Here is a 13,821-nt window from a genome sequence, read left to right on the forward strand (position 1 = left end):
AAAGTTCTCGACTGCGCTCGAGCAGACAAAACGAGATATTTTAACTGTTTGAAAATTAATAAAATTAACAACAAAAAATCGTATGTAGTTATCTACTGACCTCTAATTATTTATTTCTGATTAGTATCGAGTTCCTTCGATCCTCCAAATTAGTGGCGTAAAACTATAATTTAGATTAAGATCCTTCAAAAATCATAGAATTGAAGGATCTCCTAATAACTTTACTTCTTCAATAACAAAAAAGCCATCATTCCCTTGAGATTGGTATAAGGGCATAAAGATTCGTGCATCCCACTCACTCTTAATTTCTTTGTCATTTTGTAGTGCTAAAAGATCGCCTTTATAAATTTTCTGAAAATTCTTAAAGCCGGATTTCATTTTAAAGGTATCGTTTTCCTCGAGTCCGTGTCTATATACAATTTTAAAAGTCTTTTGCTCGGGTGCATTTTTAACTGAAAACTTTTCGACACATGAAGGATATTCTGGGATTTTAGAGAGATCTAGATTGCAAGCCTCTTTTAGAGCAAGCCAAATCATTCCTTCATGGTTTTCTACAGAATTTTTACTGGTGTGTTGGCCAGCTTCAAATGTGAAACCTGTTAAGCCAATTCTACTTAAATAATGATCGATTGCCCCATATACTATATCACTAAATCCTTGAACGATATAGGTTGGGAAATTATGTGCCCATTTATTATTGTCGTTCACCAATTGCACTGAGACATAAGGCAAACTATCTGAGGAGGTTGTATGACAATCCATAAAATAGCGTTTGGAATATTCAGCTTCCGGAAATTGTTCTAAAACCTCAATAATTTCCAACATTTCTCGCTGCTCGTTCGTGCCTTGCTTATGTTCACTTATATTATCTTCTGTCCAAGTCCTGTTTAGATCTTCGTCTATATATCTAACACCTTTCTCTAATGCTGCTTTATTTCCTAGAACCGCAACGATACTTCCATTTATAATTGGTTTTGCAAGTTTTAAAGAAGTAAATACTTTCTTTAATGCATCTACGCCTGAGGGTTCATTTCCATGAACCCCGGCAGTTATAAACAAAAGTGGCCCTTTTCTATTACTTGAATATTTACCTATTATTCTGGAATTATGTTCCATAGTCATTTTTTTTTTAAGCCATAGTTGCCAATTCCCTGTTGGAAATCGTATTACCATATAGCTTTTTATATTCTACTTTTTTTCTCGATAGACTTTACAATAACATCACTAAAATCTGGAAGTCCAATATCTTTGAAATGGTCTAAGCCTCCAGGACTTAACACATTAATTTCGATTAGTTTATCTTTCACGATGTCTAAACCAACAAAAAACAATCCATCCCTAATTAGTTTTGGCGCGGTGATTTCAATGATCTTTTTCATAGCATCTGTTAACGGGCTGCTATCTGCAGAGGCACCTTGAGAAAAGTTACTTCTAAATTCTCCTTCCCCGGCAACTCGACGAATAATCCCGTAAGTCCCATCTTTTTCCATTACCCGACCATTCATTAGTAAAACACGAACATCGCCATCTTTAACCGCAGGTAGAAATTCCTGAGCAATTACATATCCTTGTTGTGTGATGTTTTCTATAATCTGATTTAAATTTTTTTCATTTTTATCTATTAAATACACATCTCGACCTCCAGAGCCTTCTAATGGTTTTAATACCATTTTCTTCTTATGAGTTTCAAAAAATTCTAAAATATCTTCCTTCTTTCTTGTGATTAACGAAGCAGGTTTTATGCTGCTTGGTAATTCTTCAAAATAAAGTTTATCTATAAAAGCATTGGATAGGGCATAGGCATCATTTAAAACCAATACTCCTTCTTGCTGTATCATTCTTCCAAAAGCAACCCCGGCTTGTTCTGCCCATTGTCTGGAACTACCTTCTTCGGTTGGATTATTTCTAATAAATAATACATCCAGATCTTTCGCGACAATTGTTTTATGTTTTGCCTTTTCACCTTGAAGTAATTCCAAGAAATCTTCAGGTGTTTTTGGGTCTTCATTTTTTGAAATTGATACGCTATTAATACTTATCGCCTCATCATGTTTAAAATTGAAATCTCCAACGCCCATCATATATACTTGATGCTTTCTTTTTAGAGCTTCGAACATAATATAAACCGTGGTTCCACAAGTCTCAGTTTCAATACTATTTACTACAAAACATATTTTCATTTAGTTATCATTTGCGAGATAGGCAACCCATCTCTGATTAATTTAATTCGTTTAGTTGATTCTTCATTTAAGAGGTAACTTGGGCGTAAAGCACCTTTTTTAAGTACTTTTCTTTCCGTTAATTCTTCTATTATTTTAGTATGTTTCAATGCAAATTTTCCGGCAAGTAAAGATTCGTAATCTCCTCCTTCTTGTAAATATTTTCTAAGGTCTACTAGACCTTTTAAATAAATAATATCTTTTAAAAAACCACCACCTTGCATAATTCTAGATGTGATATTAAAAGCTCTTTCCGGAGAGAATCCGTACGTGAGCGTGAGTAATCTAAAGATCTCTTGAAAATCGCCCCCTTCTTTAACAGCTTCTCCGGCAATAACTCTTCCTGCGAGTGTTCTAAGCCTATTAGGTGTAAGAGCATCCACCAAATATTCAGCCATTACAGCTAATCCCTCTTGCAATGGATCGTAATCTGCAAGACCAATACTTAATTGCTTTAAAGGTTGTTGTAAGCCATTATGATAGGTAAGTACATGGGTTCCAACTTCATGCTGGATAAGTCCTTTTGCATCAATTTCACTTAGCTTATAATCCTCCGGAATATAAAGTTCTCCCTGAGAGACCATCATTATGTTCACATCTTTACGGATGTGTACTTTACATTTAAAATTCTCGTCCTGGTTTCTAAAAAGGTCAAACTCTTTTCTTGCTAGACTACTAAAAGCTTTACAATCCAAGGTTTTATCTGCTCAGTATTTTCTACTTCGGGTATTTCCTCAAGAATTTGTTTTGCTTCGTTGCATAGATGAGGGTCTATTCCTTGATATAATCTTACACTATCGTATAAGAAGTTTTTAGTGCCCCGCTCACTTAACATAGTAATTTGCTGGTCTAATTCTTCTCTTTTTTCTCTGAAGAGATATGACATTGCGGGATCGTCTATATCTTCGATTTTAAGATTGTACAGTTTACGTTTTAGAACATCGGGATCTATAGGGAGCAATCTGTAGTGATAATCTAAAAGTTTCTCATACTTACTTTCAAGAAAGGTTTCTTTAATCTCATGGATATTTACAGGAGAAACCAACCATAAGAACTGATAAGATTTTTCAATTTCAGCAAGTTTTTTATCGATCTCGAAAACCTTCTCTTTTAAATATTTTCTTCCAAGCGCATTATAACTGGCTACTCCACACGAGGTTTGTACTCGGATATAATCGAAAATAGCAATGTGTACCGCTCTATTTATAAAATCCCTGAAATTTCTAAAAAAAACAGGGTAGGTTTTAAAAGTTTTGTCTCGGTAAATTGGTGGAATTTCCAGGCCTAATAACAAAGCTCCACACTGTTTTGTCTCTTCAACACTTAATAGTTCTTTTTGGCCTTCTGCTTGCCTATGTGAAGTATCCTTAATTTCCGTTTTTAAATAAAGACCAGAAAAGGTTGAATTGATTGAATCTAATTCTTCCTTTAATACTTTAAGGGTGCTAGGTAATTTCTTTTCCGGTCCTTTTAATATAAAACTAGAACTAGTTTCTGATCCGGAGTAAAGCTCAAGTAATAAATAAGATTTGAATTTTGTAGATAACAAATTAGATAATTCAAATAGTAGTTTTTGATATCCAACAAAATCTGAAGTACCAATAATTAAATAGGAAGATTCGCTAATGACCATCCTGTGCGTCTCAGGATCATTTGGAATTTGTCTGTAAATAATTAAATAAGGAAGTTCTTTTTCTATGTGCAGTATACCGCCGCCGGGAAGCGTGGCATTAATTTCAATTTCATTTTCAACGATTGTTAATATTAGCTTAATCGATTTTTCTGATAATTCGGATATGTCGGTTAAGTCTGAAACCATAAATTAGGATATTTTAATTGCTGAAATACTCAAAATCCTCCCATTTATAAGGGTTTAAAGAGAATATCTTAACTATTACATCCTTCAATTTAGAAATTAATCGAAGCTTATCACTTTAATAAACGCACTTTGACATTTATTTATGAAACTGAAAATTATTCAGCATTATAAATTGGTGAAAATTTAAGAGCAGGTTACTTACTTCTGAAAATAATAAAAGCAACAATCTTAATAGAGGTTTATGGAATTTTTCTTTAGAAGATAAAACTAATCAAAATGAAAAAAGCCCTTATAAAAACAAGGGCTTTTAAGTGGAAGTGATCGCGCCAGGATTCGAACCTGGGACCGCCTGCTTAGAAGGCAGGTGCTCTATCCAGCTGAGCTACGCGACCGATTTCGCGGTGCAAATATAACTTACTTTATATTTAAAACAAGGTTTTTTTTGGCAAAAATTGAAAATAAAAAAGCAGTTATTGCTAACTGCTTAAATTTCAGCTTAAAACCGAAAAATTAATTTTATCGAGTTTCCTGAACGAGGTTGCGTTCTAGGTGTTGCGTAATAGATAATAATTGATTTAAAGCAAAAGGCGCTACTTCTTCTACTTTCTCTATGGGTGTATATAGATTATAAAATCTTCTAGTTAGTTCCAAAGTTTCCAATGAAAGTCCGAAGATTTCTTGTTTTTTATATAATTCATCCACATGCATTTTAACTGCAGTGATATATGAAATTTGATCTGTTGTAACTTCTGGTTCTAAAATAGTATTCATAAGTTCAATTTTATTCAAAATTAAATTATGCCAATACCTGCATTTAGAAGCAGTTAAGGTAACCGTAGTAGTACTTGGGATGGTAAATGTAGAATTAAAAACTAGAACTTCACAAGGAAAATTAACATCTTCTATAAAGGGAAATGATTAATCGATGAAGAACATGATTTACTTTTTTTTTGACTAAAAATTCTGATTTAGGATACGACTTTAGGATTTTTAAGTTGCAATTTAAAGGGAACAGTTAGTTCTATCTATAGTCGCACCAATACCAACACCAGCATTATCATCGGCAATAATAACAGAATCTTCATTTAACTGAATTTGTATAGGAATAATGGCAAATTTCCCTTCTTGGGTGAACTCGTATTTTCCATTAATAATATTATTATCAATGAGGCCGGTTATAGTTCCTTCTCTTCTATCTTTTAATTTGGGTAACCAATTATAGATACCAGTTACGGAGTTGCCAATAACATCCAGTTTTAATTCAAGAATATCAATATCCTCAGAATTCTCTTTAAATGGAGTCTCATTTCTAAAACAATAAGATCTTTTTATATCCATTTCCTTTTGTATCTCACTCTTTTTTGTGACTTCCTCCATCACCGGCTCTGGTAAAGATTCTACAGAAGCCTTTTTATTACAACTTATTGTAAATACAAGAAGAGCACTAATAATAAGAATTTTGAAATTTAACTTAGGCATGTATTAATAAAATAGATTTTAGCTTTAAAAGAGGTACTCAAGTTAACTCTTTTCTGCCAAGTGAGAATACTTTATTTTTGATTTTGAGAGGTCTAATTGCTATTTTGATTTATAAATAATTGATTTTAAATTGATTATATAATAGAGAATTCTCTTTTTAAAATTTTAATATCTTCTTTAAGACGATTGATCTCGCTTAAATTAGTACCATCATAAATGCCTCGAATCCTACCTTTTTTGTCAATAAGTATAAAATTAGAGGTATGTATAAAATCCTGTAATCCTCCATCTCCTTCATCTAATACAGCAAAGAATTCTTCCCTAGCTAAATTATAGATCTCTTTTTTATCTCCTGTTGTAATGTTCCATTTATCTGGATTCACATTATTTAAAACTGCATATTCCTTTAGGACAGGAACACTGTCCGCTACTGGTGTTACAAATATAGATAGCAACTTGAAATCTTCATCTTTCAAAAACTCTTTTTGCAGTATTCCCATATTATTAGTCATAATTGGGCAAATGCTTAGGCATTTAGTAAAAATGAAATCGACTACATAAATTTTATTTTTATAATCTTTTTGAGTTATTATATCGCCATTTTGATTTACCAAAGTGAAATCTCCAATTCGGTGATTTTTAAAATGTTTGGTAGTGTTAGAAATTGCTAGTTCCTCCCCAATGTCTTCCGGATTTATGATTGGTAATTTTTCTGAAGTATAAAAAACCTTGGTCAATATTATTAAGATCGCGATAGAAGCAAATACGATGACAAGCCTTCTTAGAATTTCTGATTTGGATAATTTCATAATCTTAAGCTTTAAGTTGAAATAACTTTTAACCGATTATAGGATTGATGAACCTATCTTTATATCTGAATGTTCCCATGCTTTCTCGAACTCTTGCTTTATTTTTTTAGCTTCTTCAGATTTTCCTTGTGCAACAAGACTTTGGTGTAAGCCCATTAAAGACCATCCATTTTGCCTTAAAATGGCTAAGTCTTCTTTGTATATTTTCTCAGCTTCTATATAATTTTTATTCTTAAGTAGCATAGATCCTAAGGTTTGTCTAGCTGGAATATGCCAAGGGGAAGGCTCGCTATATATTAAAGCGTCTTCAAAAGCAACGGCATTTTGTAAATGGGCTATAGCTTCAGATGTATTTCCTTTATAATTTTGGATCTCTCCAGCGAGAACTTCTTTTGCAACCTTGATTATTGCAGATGATGGATTGGTATAATTAGCAATAATAGTTTCTAATTCCGGATCTTTTGATAATTCTTGCAAAGCATCTAATTCTTGTTCAGCTTCTGGTAAATTATCTTTTCTCAAAAAAGAAATTCCACGCGCATAATGATAAATTAGTTTTAAATGTTTGAATTCATCTCCAGGATAAGGAATGGTTAAAATCTCATTCCATTTTCCAAACCTGGTATATGCCAATAATGGAGTAGAGGCGAAGTCTTGTAAAAATGGGAGTTCTACTAATTCCCCTATTGGAACTTTTTCTGCCGTTTTTTTAGCCGCATCTATAGCTGTTTTACTATCTCCCAATAAACTGGATGCCGACCATAGGAAATGAATGTTGTGTGGATAATATCCAAGAGGATACATGCCTTGAGAAAAACATTGCGAAATATAATCCTCATCTGCAAGAATTGCATCTTGATTTGCTTTTACTGCATCTTTATATCTACCCACCCGAATGTAAATATGCGAAGGCATGTGGACGATGTGTCCTGCTGCGGGCATTAAGGAGCCTAATTTATCTGCACTAGCTATTGCGAGTTCAGGTTTTGGCAATTCCACCAAATGAATATATAAATGATGTGCTCCCGGGTTATTAGGATCAATTTTTATTGCTTTTTCTATAGCCGATTTTGCTTCGAGGGTATTCGCTGCAGGGTTTCCATTATTATCCCAATAATTCCATGGCATGGTGTTCATAACGGCATCTGCATACAAGGTGAGAACATCAGCATCATTAGGATACTTTTCTTTTACACTTTTCATCGCTTTCATATATTGCAAATTGAGTTCAGCCAAATCCTTAGATATATCCTTATCGTATCTTTTTTCCAACGCATTAATGAGTGCTTGTTCTTTAGGTGAAGCATTCTGTACTATTTTTACTGCTTTTTGAACAGCATCATAAGCCTCTTTTTTTCGGGTATCATCTGGAAAAGGATCGTTAATATTAGGTCCTAATGCGTATGCTTGTCCCCAAAAGCCCATAGGAGATTCTGGATCTCGTCTTGATACTTCCATGAAAGATCTATGAGATTCTGCATGATTAAACGCATAGGCTAGCTTCAACCCCTGATTGAAGAAAGTTTGAGCTTCTTTGTTGGAGGTAGTAATATTAAAATTATGAGTACCAAGATTTTCAAAAAGCGGAGCAATTTGTCTAGTGGTATCAATATCCTCTAACATGAATTTTGCAGGAGTGCATTTTACAAAGTTATAAGCGATTAGTGGTTTATTCACCACTTCAGCTTTTCTTGAAGTTCCAATTGCCAACATTGCTAGAATTAGCAAAATGATAGTTATTAAAACTAATAGAATTCTAGATCTCATAACAACATTTTTAAGTTAGTGAGTTAACTACTAAATTTTTGCTACTGATCTAATTAGAATAGATGCCAGAAAAATCTGCCAAATAATCTAATTAAATAGCCCTATTAAGAATCTAAAAGTCTTGGGGAAGTAGAATTACTATGGTTATTGTAATTTTCTAATTATAAATTTATGAAATATCTTAGACATTGTACAATTCAATTAGCTCAAAATCAGTTTAGTATAATCAAAAAATTTGATTTATAATCTATATACTGAGTCTGCTTTTACCTTCTATAGAACTATCAATATAGCATGCTATCCAGTAGTCTATCTAAGTTTCGTTCTTTCATATTAAAGTTTTCATCAGATAGAAAAACTTCATGGATTTCTTTTCTAATATTTTCTAATTCTCTATTAGAGTATTCATGCTTTGCAATGGCTGCCTGTATTTTATTCAGGCAATTATCCTCATCATCGCAACAAAACTCTTTATATAATCTATCAAATGTATCAACATCGATTTTGGATTTTATAAGATTAATTTCTTCATTGGTTTCAATGGAGTCTGCTTTGGCACACAGTAATAAAATATAAACTTTTAATTCCTCTTTAGACCAGTGTGTTAAATTAGTTTTCATTGCATTAGATTTAGTTGATTTCTTTGTCATTAGATTTTCCCATCAATAATGTTATTTATAAAGTTGCTATAATATAGTACACCACAACGATAAGTAAAAGGAGGAGACCGAATGCAAGGAGGTAGATGGCTCTTTTTACATTTCTAAACTTCCAAGCTGCAATTTTTGAAATAATATAAATTTGCTCTCCTAATTGTTCAAAAAGTTTATCCTCATCAAGGCTTACCGTGTAAAAGGTTTTAGCAAATTCTTTGATGTTTCCGAACTTGGAAATAACATCTCCAAAAAACAAAATATTCTTATCATAATTCCCTTCAATTTTGGGCATAAAACAGCGCACGCTAAAAAAAATGGAGGCTGCCGTGCAGCAAAACCAAAAGCCAACAAGTACATAGAATAATAAATCGTTAGAAACCTCCTGTATAAGCATACCCCAACTTTGATAAATAAAATTTAATAGAATCCCGTAGAATGTAAGTATAAGACCAGCCTTTATTTCTGAAGCTTTAATAAGGCTTGTAACGTAATTGATACTTCCCCAGTAATGATCTACCAGATCATCTGTATGTTTGTTTTTTATCCTAGTTTCTGGTGTTAAAGTCTTTGTTTGCTCCATAAAACATTAAGTTTAATTCAAATTATTATTTTGAATTTTATAATTTCTTAATCTTTGTGGGGAGGTAAATTTTGTGAGGAAAGAATAAAGTTAATTAAAATGTTGCTATTGTTACAATTTCTTTTAAATTATCTCTATTTTAAATACTGATATTTAGGCAATTAGCATTATATGGGTTTAGATGTTAAGCCAGAAAAAAATTACACAACTCGTTGTAGAGACATATTTATTTTTCTCAATTTATCTATAGTCATAGGTTTGGTAATAATATCCTTTACATTTTTATTGTTTAAACCTTTACAATGATCTTCTTTATCTACAGAGGAAGTAAATAAATAAATTACTTTTTCATCTAGTAATTTTTCATGCTCTAATTTTTCAAGAAATGTCCAACCGTCCATAATGGGCATATTTATATCCAGAAAAATTATAAAATTTTTATTCTTATTTTTTTCAATAGCGAGAAAATTATAAGCTTCTAATCCATTTTCAAATAAAAGCGGATCTGATGAAGTTAATTTAGAAATCTTAACCATGTGTGCGGCTATTTTTCTAATGATTTTATCGTCATCTACTATTAGTACTTTTTGATCTATCATACTTTTTAATTAAGCCAATAAGTTTGAGAAATATAGCTATTCGTTAAAATTTATTGTTTTTGTTTTTTCTGAAATATTACGAATTATAGCATCTATTTCCTCTGTTGAATTTATAATATCTTTAAAAAACTCTTCCTTTTCATCTATCGATAAATTTCCATGTTTAATAAGATCTATTATAGCCATTAATCTTGCTACAGGAGCTCTTACAGAATGGGATTGATGCCAAGCAATTTCCTTTAGACGAAGATTTGTTATTCTAATCTTTTTCTCAGCCAGCTTCTTCTCACTAATGTCTTTAAAATATACTGAAAGACCGGTTTTTGAAGGATATATACTTACATCGAACCATCGGTTTACAGGTTCATAAAAATCCTCAAAATGAATAGCTTCACCAGTACGTAAAGCTTCATTGTAATATTTATAGGAAGGAAGATCAACAGCATCTTTAAAAACGTCCCAAAGATTTTTACCTAAAATTGTTTCCTTGGGAGTTTGAAGAACTTTTTCTGCTGTTGTATTCCAATAGGTAACTATAAATTTTCTATCAACAGCAAAAAAGGCATCGTTGATTCTATCTAAAATATCCTTTTTTTCAATTAAAGTACTCTGCAGTTTTAGTTCAATATTTTTTTGTGAATTTATATCTTGAAAACTGCCAAATAAACGTGTACATCTATTGTTAGCATATTCAGATTTTCCTATAGATCGAACCCATTTTTCGTTCCCTTTAAAAGTAATAATTGGAAATTCTACATCCCAAGGGGTTCCTTTTTTAATGGCTTGAGAAATGATAGTATCTATCATCTCCTTCACATCATCTTTGTAAAGATTAACAGCATCAGCTCTCGTTGGAACATAATCTATATCTGCTTCAAATATTTCTTTTGTTATATCAGACCAAAAAACTAAATCATTATCCGGATTTAACTCCCAGCTTCCCACTTTCGCCATAGTAGAGGCGTTATCTAACAAATTTTGAAGAGTCTTTTTTTTCTGTGATGTCCTTCGCGACAGCATAAATAAGTCCTTCCTCAAAAGAGGCGCGACAATTCCAATCTAACCAAAGTATATTCCCAGATTTTGTAATGTATCTGTTTTCAGTTCTAAATGTTTTCCCCTGATCATAGAAAACTTGCGCGCTATCACTTATAATTCCATTATTTACTGAATATTCAATTTGATTATAGGACATGCTAAGTAATTCTTCTTCAGAATATTCCAAAAGCTCACATCCGGCTGTATTAATTTTTTTAAAATTTCCTTTACAGTCCAGCGTGCAAATAATATCTGGTGCAAGCTGAAAAATATGAGAAAGTCCTTCTTCTAATTGCTTCCTATTAATTTCTGAAGCCAAACTAGCAGCGATTTCTAAACCTATTTTCTTAGTGGTATCAAATGTGTTTGAATCTTCTTGAGATTCTGCACAAATCCAAACACCTATAAATTCATCATTTCTAATTAATGGTACTCCCATTAGATTTTTTAAATTCGCTTTAAGAGCAGCATTTTTTCGTATAAAACTTTCATTTTCATTTTTGTAATTCCAAAAAACGATTTGTTGTTGCTCCCAAACCATTCCGGCTAATCCTTCTCCAATTTTTAGGGTATTTATAGTATTAGATGCATAAAAAACATCCCCTTCTTCATTTGCCGATTTTGCATATAAGTTCAATTCAGTTTTACTGGAATTCGTAAGCCATATTTCAGAAATACTATATCCACCATAAGCCATAAGTAAATTTGTGGTTCGCTCTAGCGCTAATTTTAAATCGATATTTCTATTAAATATATGACTGAACTCCGTGATCACTTCTTTTTTGAGATCCTCCAGTCTATTTCGGCTAATATCACTTAATGCTCCAATCATTCTAATTACATCACCTTTCTCATTTCTAATTGCATAGGCTTTGTCCATTATAAAAGCATAAGTACCATCTGCCCTCATAAATCTGTATTTCGCTTGCCAGCGTAGCTCATTAGGCTGATCAAAAAAAATCATTTATGGACGCTAAGGTTCTTTGTAAATCTTTTGGGTGTACCAAGGATTTCCATTTAGAGATCGGAAAAGAATCTTCTTCTAATCCATAACCAAAGAGACTTTGAAAACTTTTTCCCCAGTAAATGGTATCTAAATTTACATCTCGATCATAAATAGCATCGTTTGTGGCTTCATGTACATAATGAAATTGTTCCATTTTGGATTGAAGTTCTTGGCTATTTGTTTGATTTTCTAAAATAATCCCAATCATAGCCGCAGAGCGTTCAAATAATTCTAGTTCCTGTGCTGTTGGCTGACTTATTGAATTATAATAATTCGCGAAAGTGGCAATAACCTCTTTTTTTGAATTAAAAATTGGTTGAGACCAGCAAGCTTTTAAACCTAAAGGAAGTGCTAAAGATTTATAAATAGACCATAAAGGATCTTTACTAATATCGGAACTGATAATCCGTTTCTTTAAAAATGCAGCAGTGCCACAAGAACCCTCTTTTGGACCTATAGATTGTCCATGGATGGCAGCGGAATATGATTTTGGTAATGAAGAAACAAAACTCCAAACTTTTTCATTTTCAACCTTTAGTATGGAGCTTTCATCTCAGGAAAAATCCTTTGGAGGCCATCAATATAGTATTGAAAAAGTTGAGATAAATCTGTCTCAACCTCAAGAGCATTTTCCATGATCTCATGCTCTAGCTGTGCTAAATCATATTTTTGTACGCGTTCTGTTACATCTAAGCAGGTGAGTAAAATTGAAGGTTCATCATTCAACCAAAGGTGTTGACCTGACATTTCAATTTTTAGTTGTGAACCATCATATTTTTTATGAGTAAAAATCCCGAGATATTTTGGTTCATTTTTTTGGCGAAGGTCTTTGTGAATAGAAGTGTACTTCTGAAACTCCGCTGCATCAGTTATATCTTTAAGGCTGCTATTTAAAAATTCCTTTTTAGTATAACCATAGGTTGACGCAGCACAATCATTTACATCTAAAAATTGAAGGGTTTCGTAAGAATATATCATTTTAGGACACGGACTATTATCGAAAAGCAGATGATAATTAGCACTTTTTTCTAATGGATTGGTTTCTTTGGCTAAACAGTATAAAAGCTTTTCTTCTTCATTCCATATAAGTGACCAAGTGGGAGCAATATTCCCATTATGAAGAGAATATTGAGGCTGAAATTTTAATTCGTTTGACTGCTCTGATTTTATTTTCTGAAAAACTTCTTGAAAACTAGAGTGATCTCTTATATTAAATTGATCGATAAAAAATGTATAGGATTGATCTTTAGATTGAAAACCAAAAAGTTTCTTGGCATATTTGTTAAGCCATATAAATTGCCCTGATATATTTATAGAGCAAAGAATATCCGTGGAATTATCTAATAATTGCCGAAGGGTGTTATGCATAATCTATACATTCATTGCTCGTAGGGAAGCGCAATTCAGTTTTAACTGTTCAAAAACATCTTATTATCAATACATTAAATATATGGAAAGTATAGGTAAGCCTCACATCTAAAAAGTTAAAAATCATGAAATTTTTAAATGAAATCAATGGAATGGTGTGGAAATATTTAAATTATGCTGTTTTAATAAAGAAATTCAAATCAAATAAAGCTTATTATAGAGAAATTAATAATCTGCAATAACGTTATAGATAAAAAAAGCCTCGAACTTTCGTTCAAGGCTTCTTGTGCTCGGGGTGGCAGGATTACCTCTCTACGGTCGGTGATCCTGGGTTTGGTATTGTTGCTTATCAAAATATAATCAGGGCTCGCCCTTTGTCTCTTTTGTTTGTTTCAAATTCCGAAGTAAACTGCGATTTTCTCCAAACAAAAAATCCAACCACTTTGTGTGATTGGATTTTGTTGGTCGGGGTGGCAGGATT

At 32.4% G+C, this 13,821-nt stretch carries 15 protein-coding genes and 1 tRNA gene; all 16 read right to left on the minus strand.

Translation table 11 applies throughout. The annotated features are described in order from the left end of the window. Positions 1–192: 192 nt before the first annotated feature. The 16 genes from ON07_RS10495 to ON07_RS10565 all read right to left on the minus strand — a co-directional run bounded on the left by ON07_RS10495 (position 193) and on the right by ON07_RS10565 (position 13,340). Entirely contained in the window at positions 193–1,173 is a 981-nt protein-coding gene (locus ON07_RS10495) for a M14 family metallopeptidase (protein ID WP_010231050.1), read from the minus strand. Between the two features lie 8 nt (positions 1,174–1,181). Further along, a complete protein-coding gene (locus ON07_RS10500; protein WP_010231052.1) occupies positions 1,182–2,180 on the minus strand; it encodes a glutathione synthetase in 999 nt (332 codons plus the stop codon). Continuing rightward, complete coding sequence (locus ON07_RS17465; protein ID WP_262486223.1) at positions 2,177–2,914, minus strand: flavohemoglobin expression-modulating QEGLA motif protein; 738 nt, start codon at positions 2,912–2,914, stop codon at positions 2,177–2,179. The genes ON07_RS10500 and ON07_RS17465 overlap by 4 nt, the downstream gene beginning before the upstream one ends. Continuing rightward, on the minus strand, positions 2,887–4,038 hold the full coding sequence (locus tag ON07_RS17470) for a tyrosine/phenylalanine carboxypeptidase domain-containing protein (RefSeq protein ID WP_262486224.1): 1,152 nt from the start codon (positions 4,036–4,038) through the stop codon (positions 2,887–2,889). Before ON07_RS17470 ends, ON07_RS17465 begins: the two co-directional genes overlap by 28 nt. Before the next feature lie 318 nt (positions 4,039–4,356). Beyond that, positions 4,357–4,430 (minus strand) — tRNA-Arg (locus tag ON07_RS10510). A 124-nt stretch (positions 4,431–4,554) separates the two neighbouring features. Further along, positions 4,555–4,809, minus strand: a complete 255-nt coding sequence (locus ON07_RS10515) for a hypothetical protein (protein ID WP_010231055.1) — start codon at positions 4,807–4,809, stop codon at positions 4,555–4,557. Between the two features lie 231 nt (positions 4,810–5,040). Continuing rightward, complete coding sequence (locus tag ON07_RS10520; RefSeq protein WP_010231058.1) at positions 5,041–5,517, minus strand: hypothetical protein; 477 nt, start codon at positions 5,515–5,517, stop codon at positions 5,041–5,043. A gap of 134 nt (positions 5,518–5,651) precedes the next feature. Further along, entirely contained in the window at positions 5,652–6,326 is a 675-nt protein-coding gene (locus tag ON07_RS10525; RefSeq protein ID WP_010231061.1) for an SCO family protein, read from the minus strand. 36 nt (positions 6,327–6,362) lie between these two features. After that, entirely contained in the window at positions 6,363–8,093 is a 1,731-nt protein-coding gene (locus ON07_RS10530) for a tetratricopeptide repeat protein (protein WP_010231063.1), read from the minus strand. Positions 8,094–8,377: 284 nt separating this feature from the next. Further along, positions 8,378–8,713, minus strand: coding sequence for a hypothetical protein (locus tag ON07_RS10535; RefSeq protein WP_029331827.1), 336 nt, complete (start codon positions 8,711–8,713; stop codon positions 8,378–8,380). Positions 8,714–8,768: 55 nt separating this feature from the next. Next, on the minus strand, positions 8,769–9,329 hold the full coding sequence (locus ON07_RS10540) for a Pycsar system effector family protein (protein WP_010231069.1): 561 nt from the start codon (positions 9,327–9,329) through the stop codon (positions 8,769–8,771). Positions 9,330–9,529: 200 nt separating this feature from the next. Then, entirely contained in the window at positions 9,530–9,928 is a 399-nt protein-coding gene (locus tag ON07_RS10545) for a response regulator (protein WP_010231071.1), read from the minus strand. A gap of 36 nt (positions 9,929–9,964) precedes the next feature. Next, positions 9,965–10,903, minus strand: a complete 939-nt coding sequence (locus tag ON07_RS10550; protein WP_029331829.1) for a PAS domain-containing protein — start codon at positions 10,901–10,903, stop codon at positions 9,965–9,967. Then, positions 10,893–11,930: a PAS domain S-box protein gene (locus ON07_RS10555; RefSeq protein ID WP_029331831.1), complete on the minus strand. Its 1,038-nt coding sequence runs from the start codon at positions 11,928–11,930 to the stop codon at positions 10,893–10,895. Before ON07_RS10555 ends, ON07_RS10550 begins: the two co-directional genes overlap by 11 nt. Next, on the minus strand, positions 11,917–12,513 hold the full coding sequence (locus ON07_RS17475; RefSeq protein ID WP_081483392.1) for a GAF domain-containing protein: 597 nt from the start codon (positions 12,511–12,513) through the stop codon (positions 11,917–11,919). The genes ON07_RS10555 and ON07_RS17475 overlap by 14 nt, the downstream gene beginning before the upstream one ends. Beyond that, positions 12,507–13,340, minus strand: a complete 834-nt coding sequence (locus ON07_RS10565; protein WP_010231075.1) for a PAS domain S-box protein — start codon at positions 13,338–13,340, stop codon at positions 12,507–12,509. Before ON07_RS10565 ends, ON07_RS17475 begins: the two co-directional genes overlap by 7 nt. Positions 13,341–13,821 lie beyond the last annotated feature (481 nt).

Origin of the sequence: Gillisia marina (assembly GCF_000258765.1) — a bacterium.
GTDB lineage: Bacteria > Bacteroidota > Bacteroidia > Flavobacteriales > Flavobacteriaceae > Gillisia > Gillisia marina.

Excerpts from the sequence above, each read along its gene's own strand:
- ON07_RS10495 (WP_010231050.1), bottom strand. The coding sequence starts at position 1,173 with ATGGTAATACGATTTCCAACAGGGAATTGGCAACTATGGCTTAAAAAA.
- ON07_RS10500 (WP_010231052.1), bottom strand. The coding sequence starts at position 2,180 with ATGAAAATATGTTTTGTAGTAAATAGTATTGAAACTGAGACTTGTGGA.
- ON07_RS17470 (WP_262486224.1), bottom strand. The coding sequence starts at position 4,038 with ATGGTTTCAGACTTAACCGACATATCCGAATTATCAGAAAAATCGATT.
- ON07_RS10515 (WP_010231055.1), bottom strand. The coding sequence starts at position 4,809 with ATGAATACTATTTTAGAACCAGAAGTTACAACAGATCAAATTTCATAT.
- ON07_RS10520 (WP_010231058.1), bottom strand. The coding sequence starts at position 5,517 with ATGCCTAAGTTAAATTTCAAAATTCTTATTATTAGTGCTCTTCTTGTA.
- ON07_RS10525 (WP_010231061.1), bottom strand. The coding sequence starts at position 6,326 with ATGAAATTATCCAAATCAGAAATTCTAAGAAGGCTTGTCATCGTATTT.
- ON07_RS10530 (WP_010231063.1), bottom strand. The coding sequence starts at position 8,093 with ATGAGATCTAGAATTCTATTAGTTTTAATAACTATCATTTTGCTAATT.
- ON07_RS10535 (WP_029331827.1), bottom strand. The coding sequence starts at position 8,713 with ATGAAAACTAATTTAACACACTGGTCTAAAGAGGAATTAAAAGTTTAT.
- ON07_RS10540 (WP_010231069.1), bottom strand. The coding sequence starts at position 9,329 with ATGGAGCAAACAAAGACTTTAACACCAGAAACTAGGATAAAAAACAAA.
- ON07_RS10545 (WP_010231071.1), bottom strand. The coding sequence starts at position 9,928 with ATGATAGATCAAAAAGTACTAATAGTAGATGACGATAAAATCATTAGA.
- ON07_RS10555 (WP_029331831.1), bottom strand. The coding sequence starts at position 11,930 with ATGATTTTTTTTGATCAGCCTAATGAGCTACGCTGGCAAGCGAAATAC.
- ON07_RS10565 (WP_010231075.1), bottom strand. The coding sequence starts at position 13,340 with ATGCATAACACCCTTCGGCAATTATTAGATAATTCCACGGATATTCTT.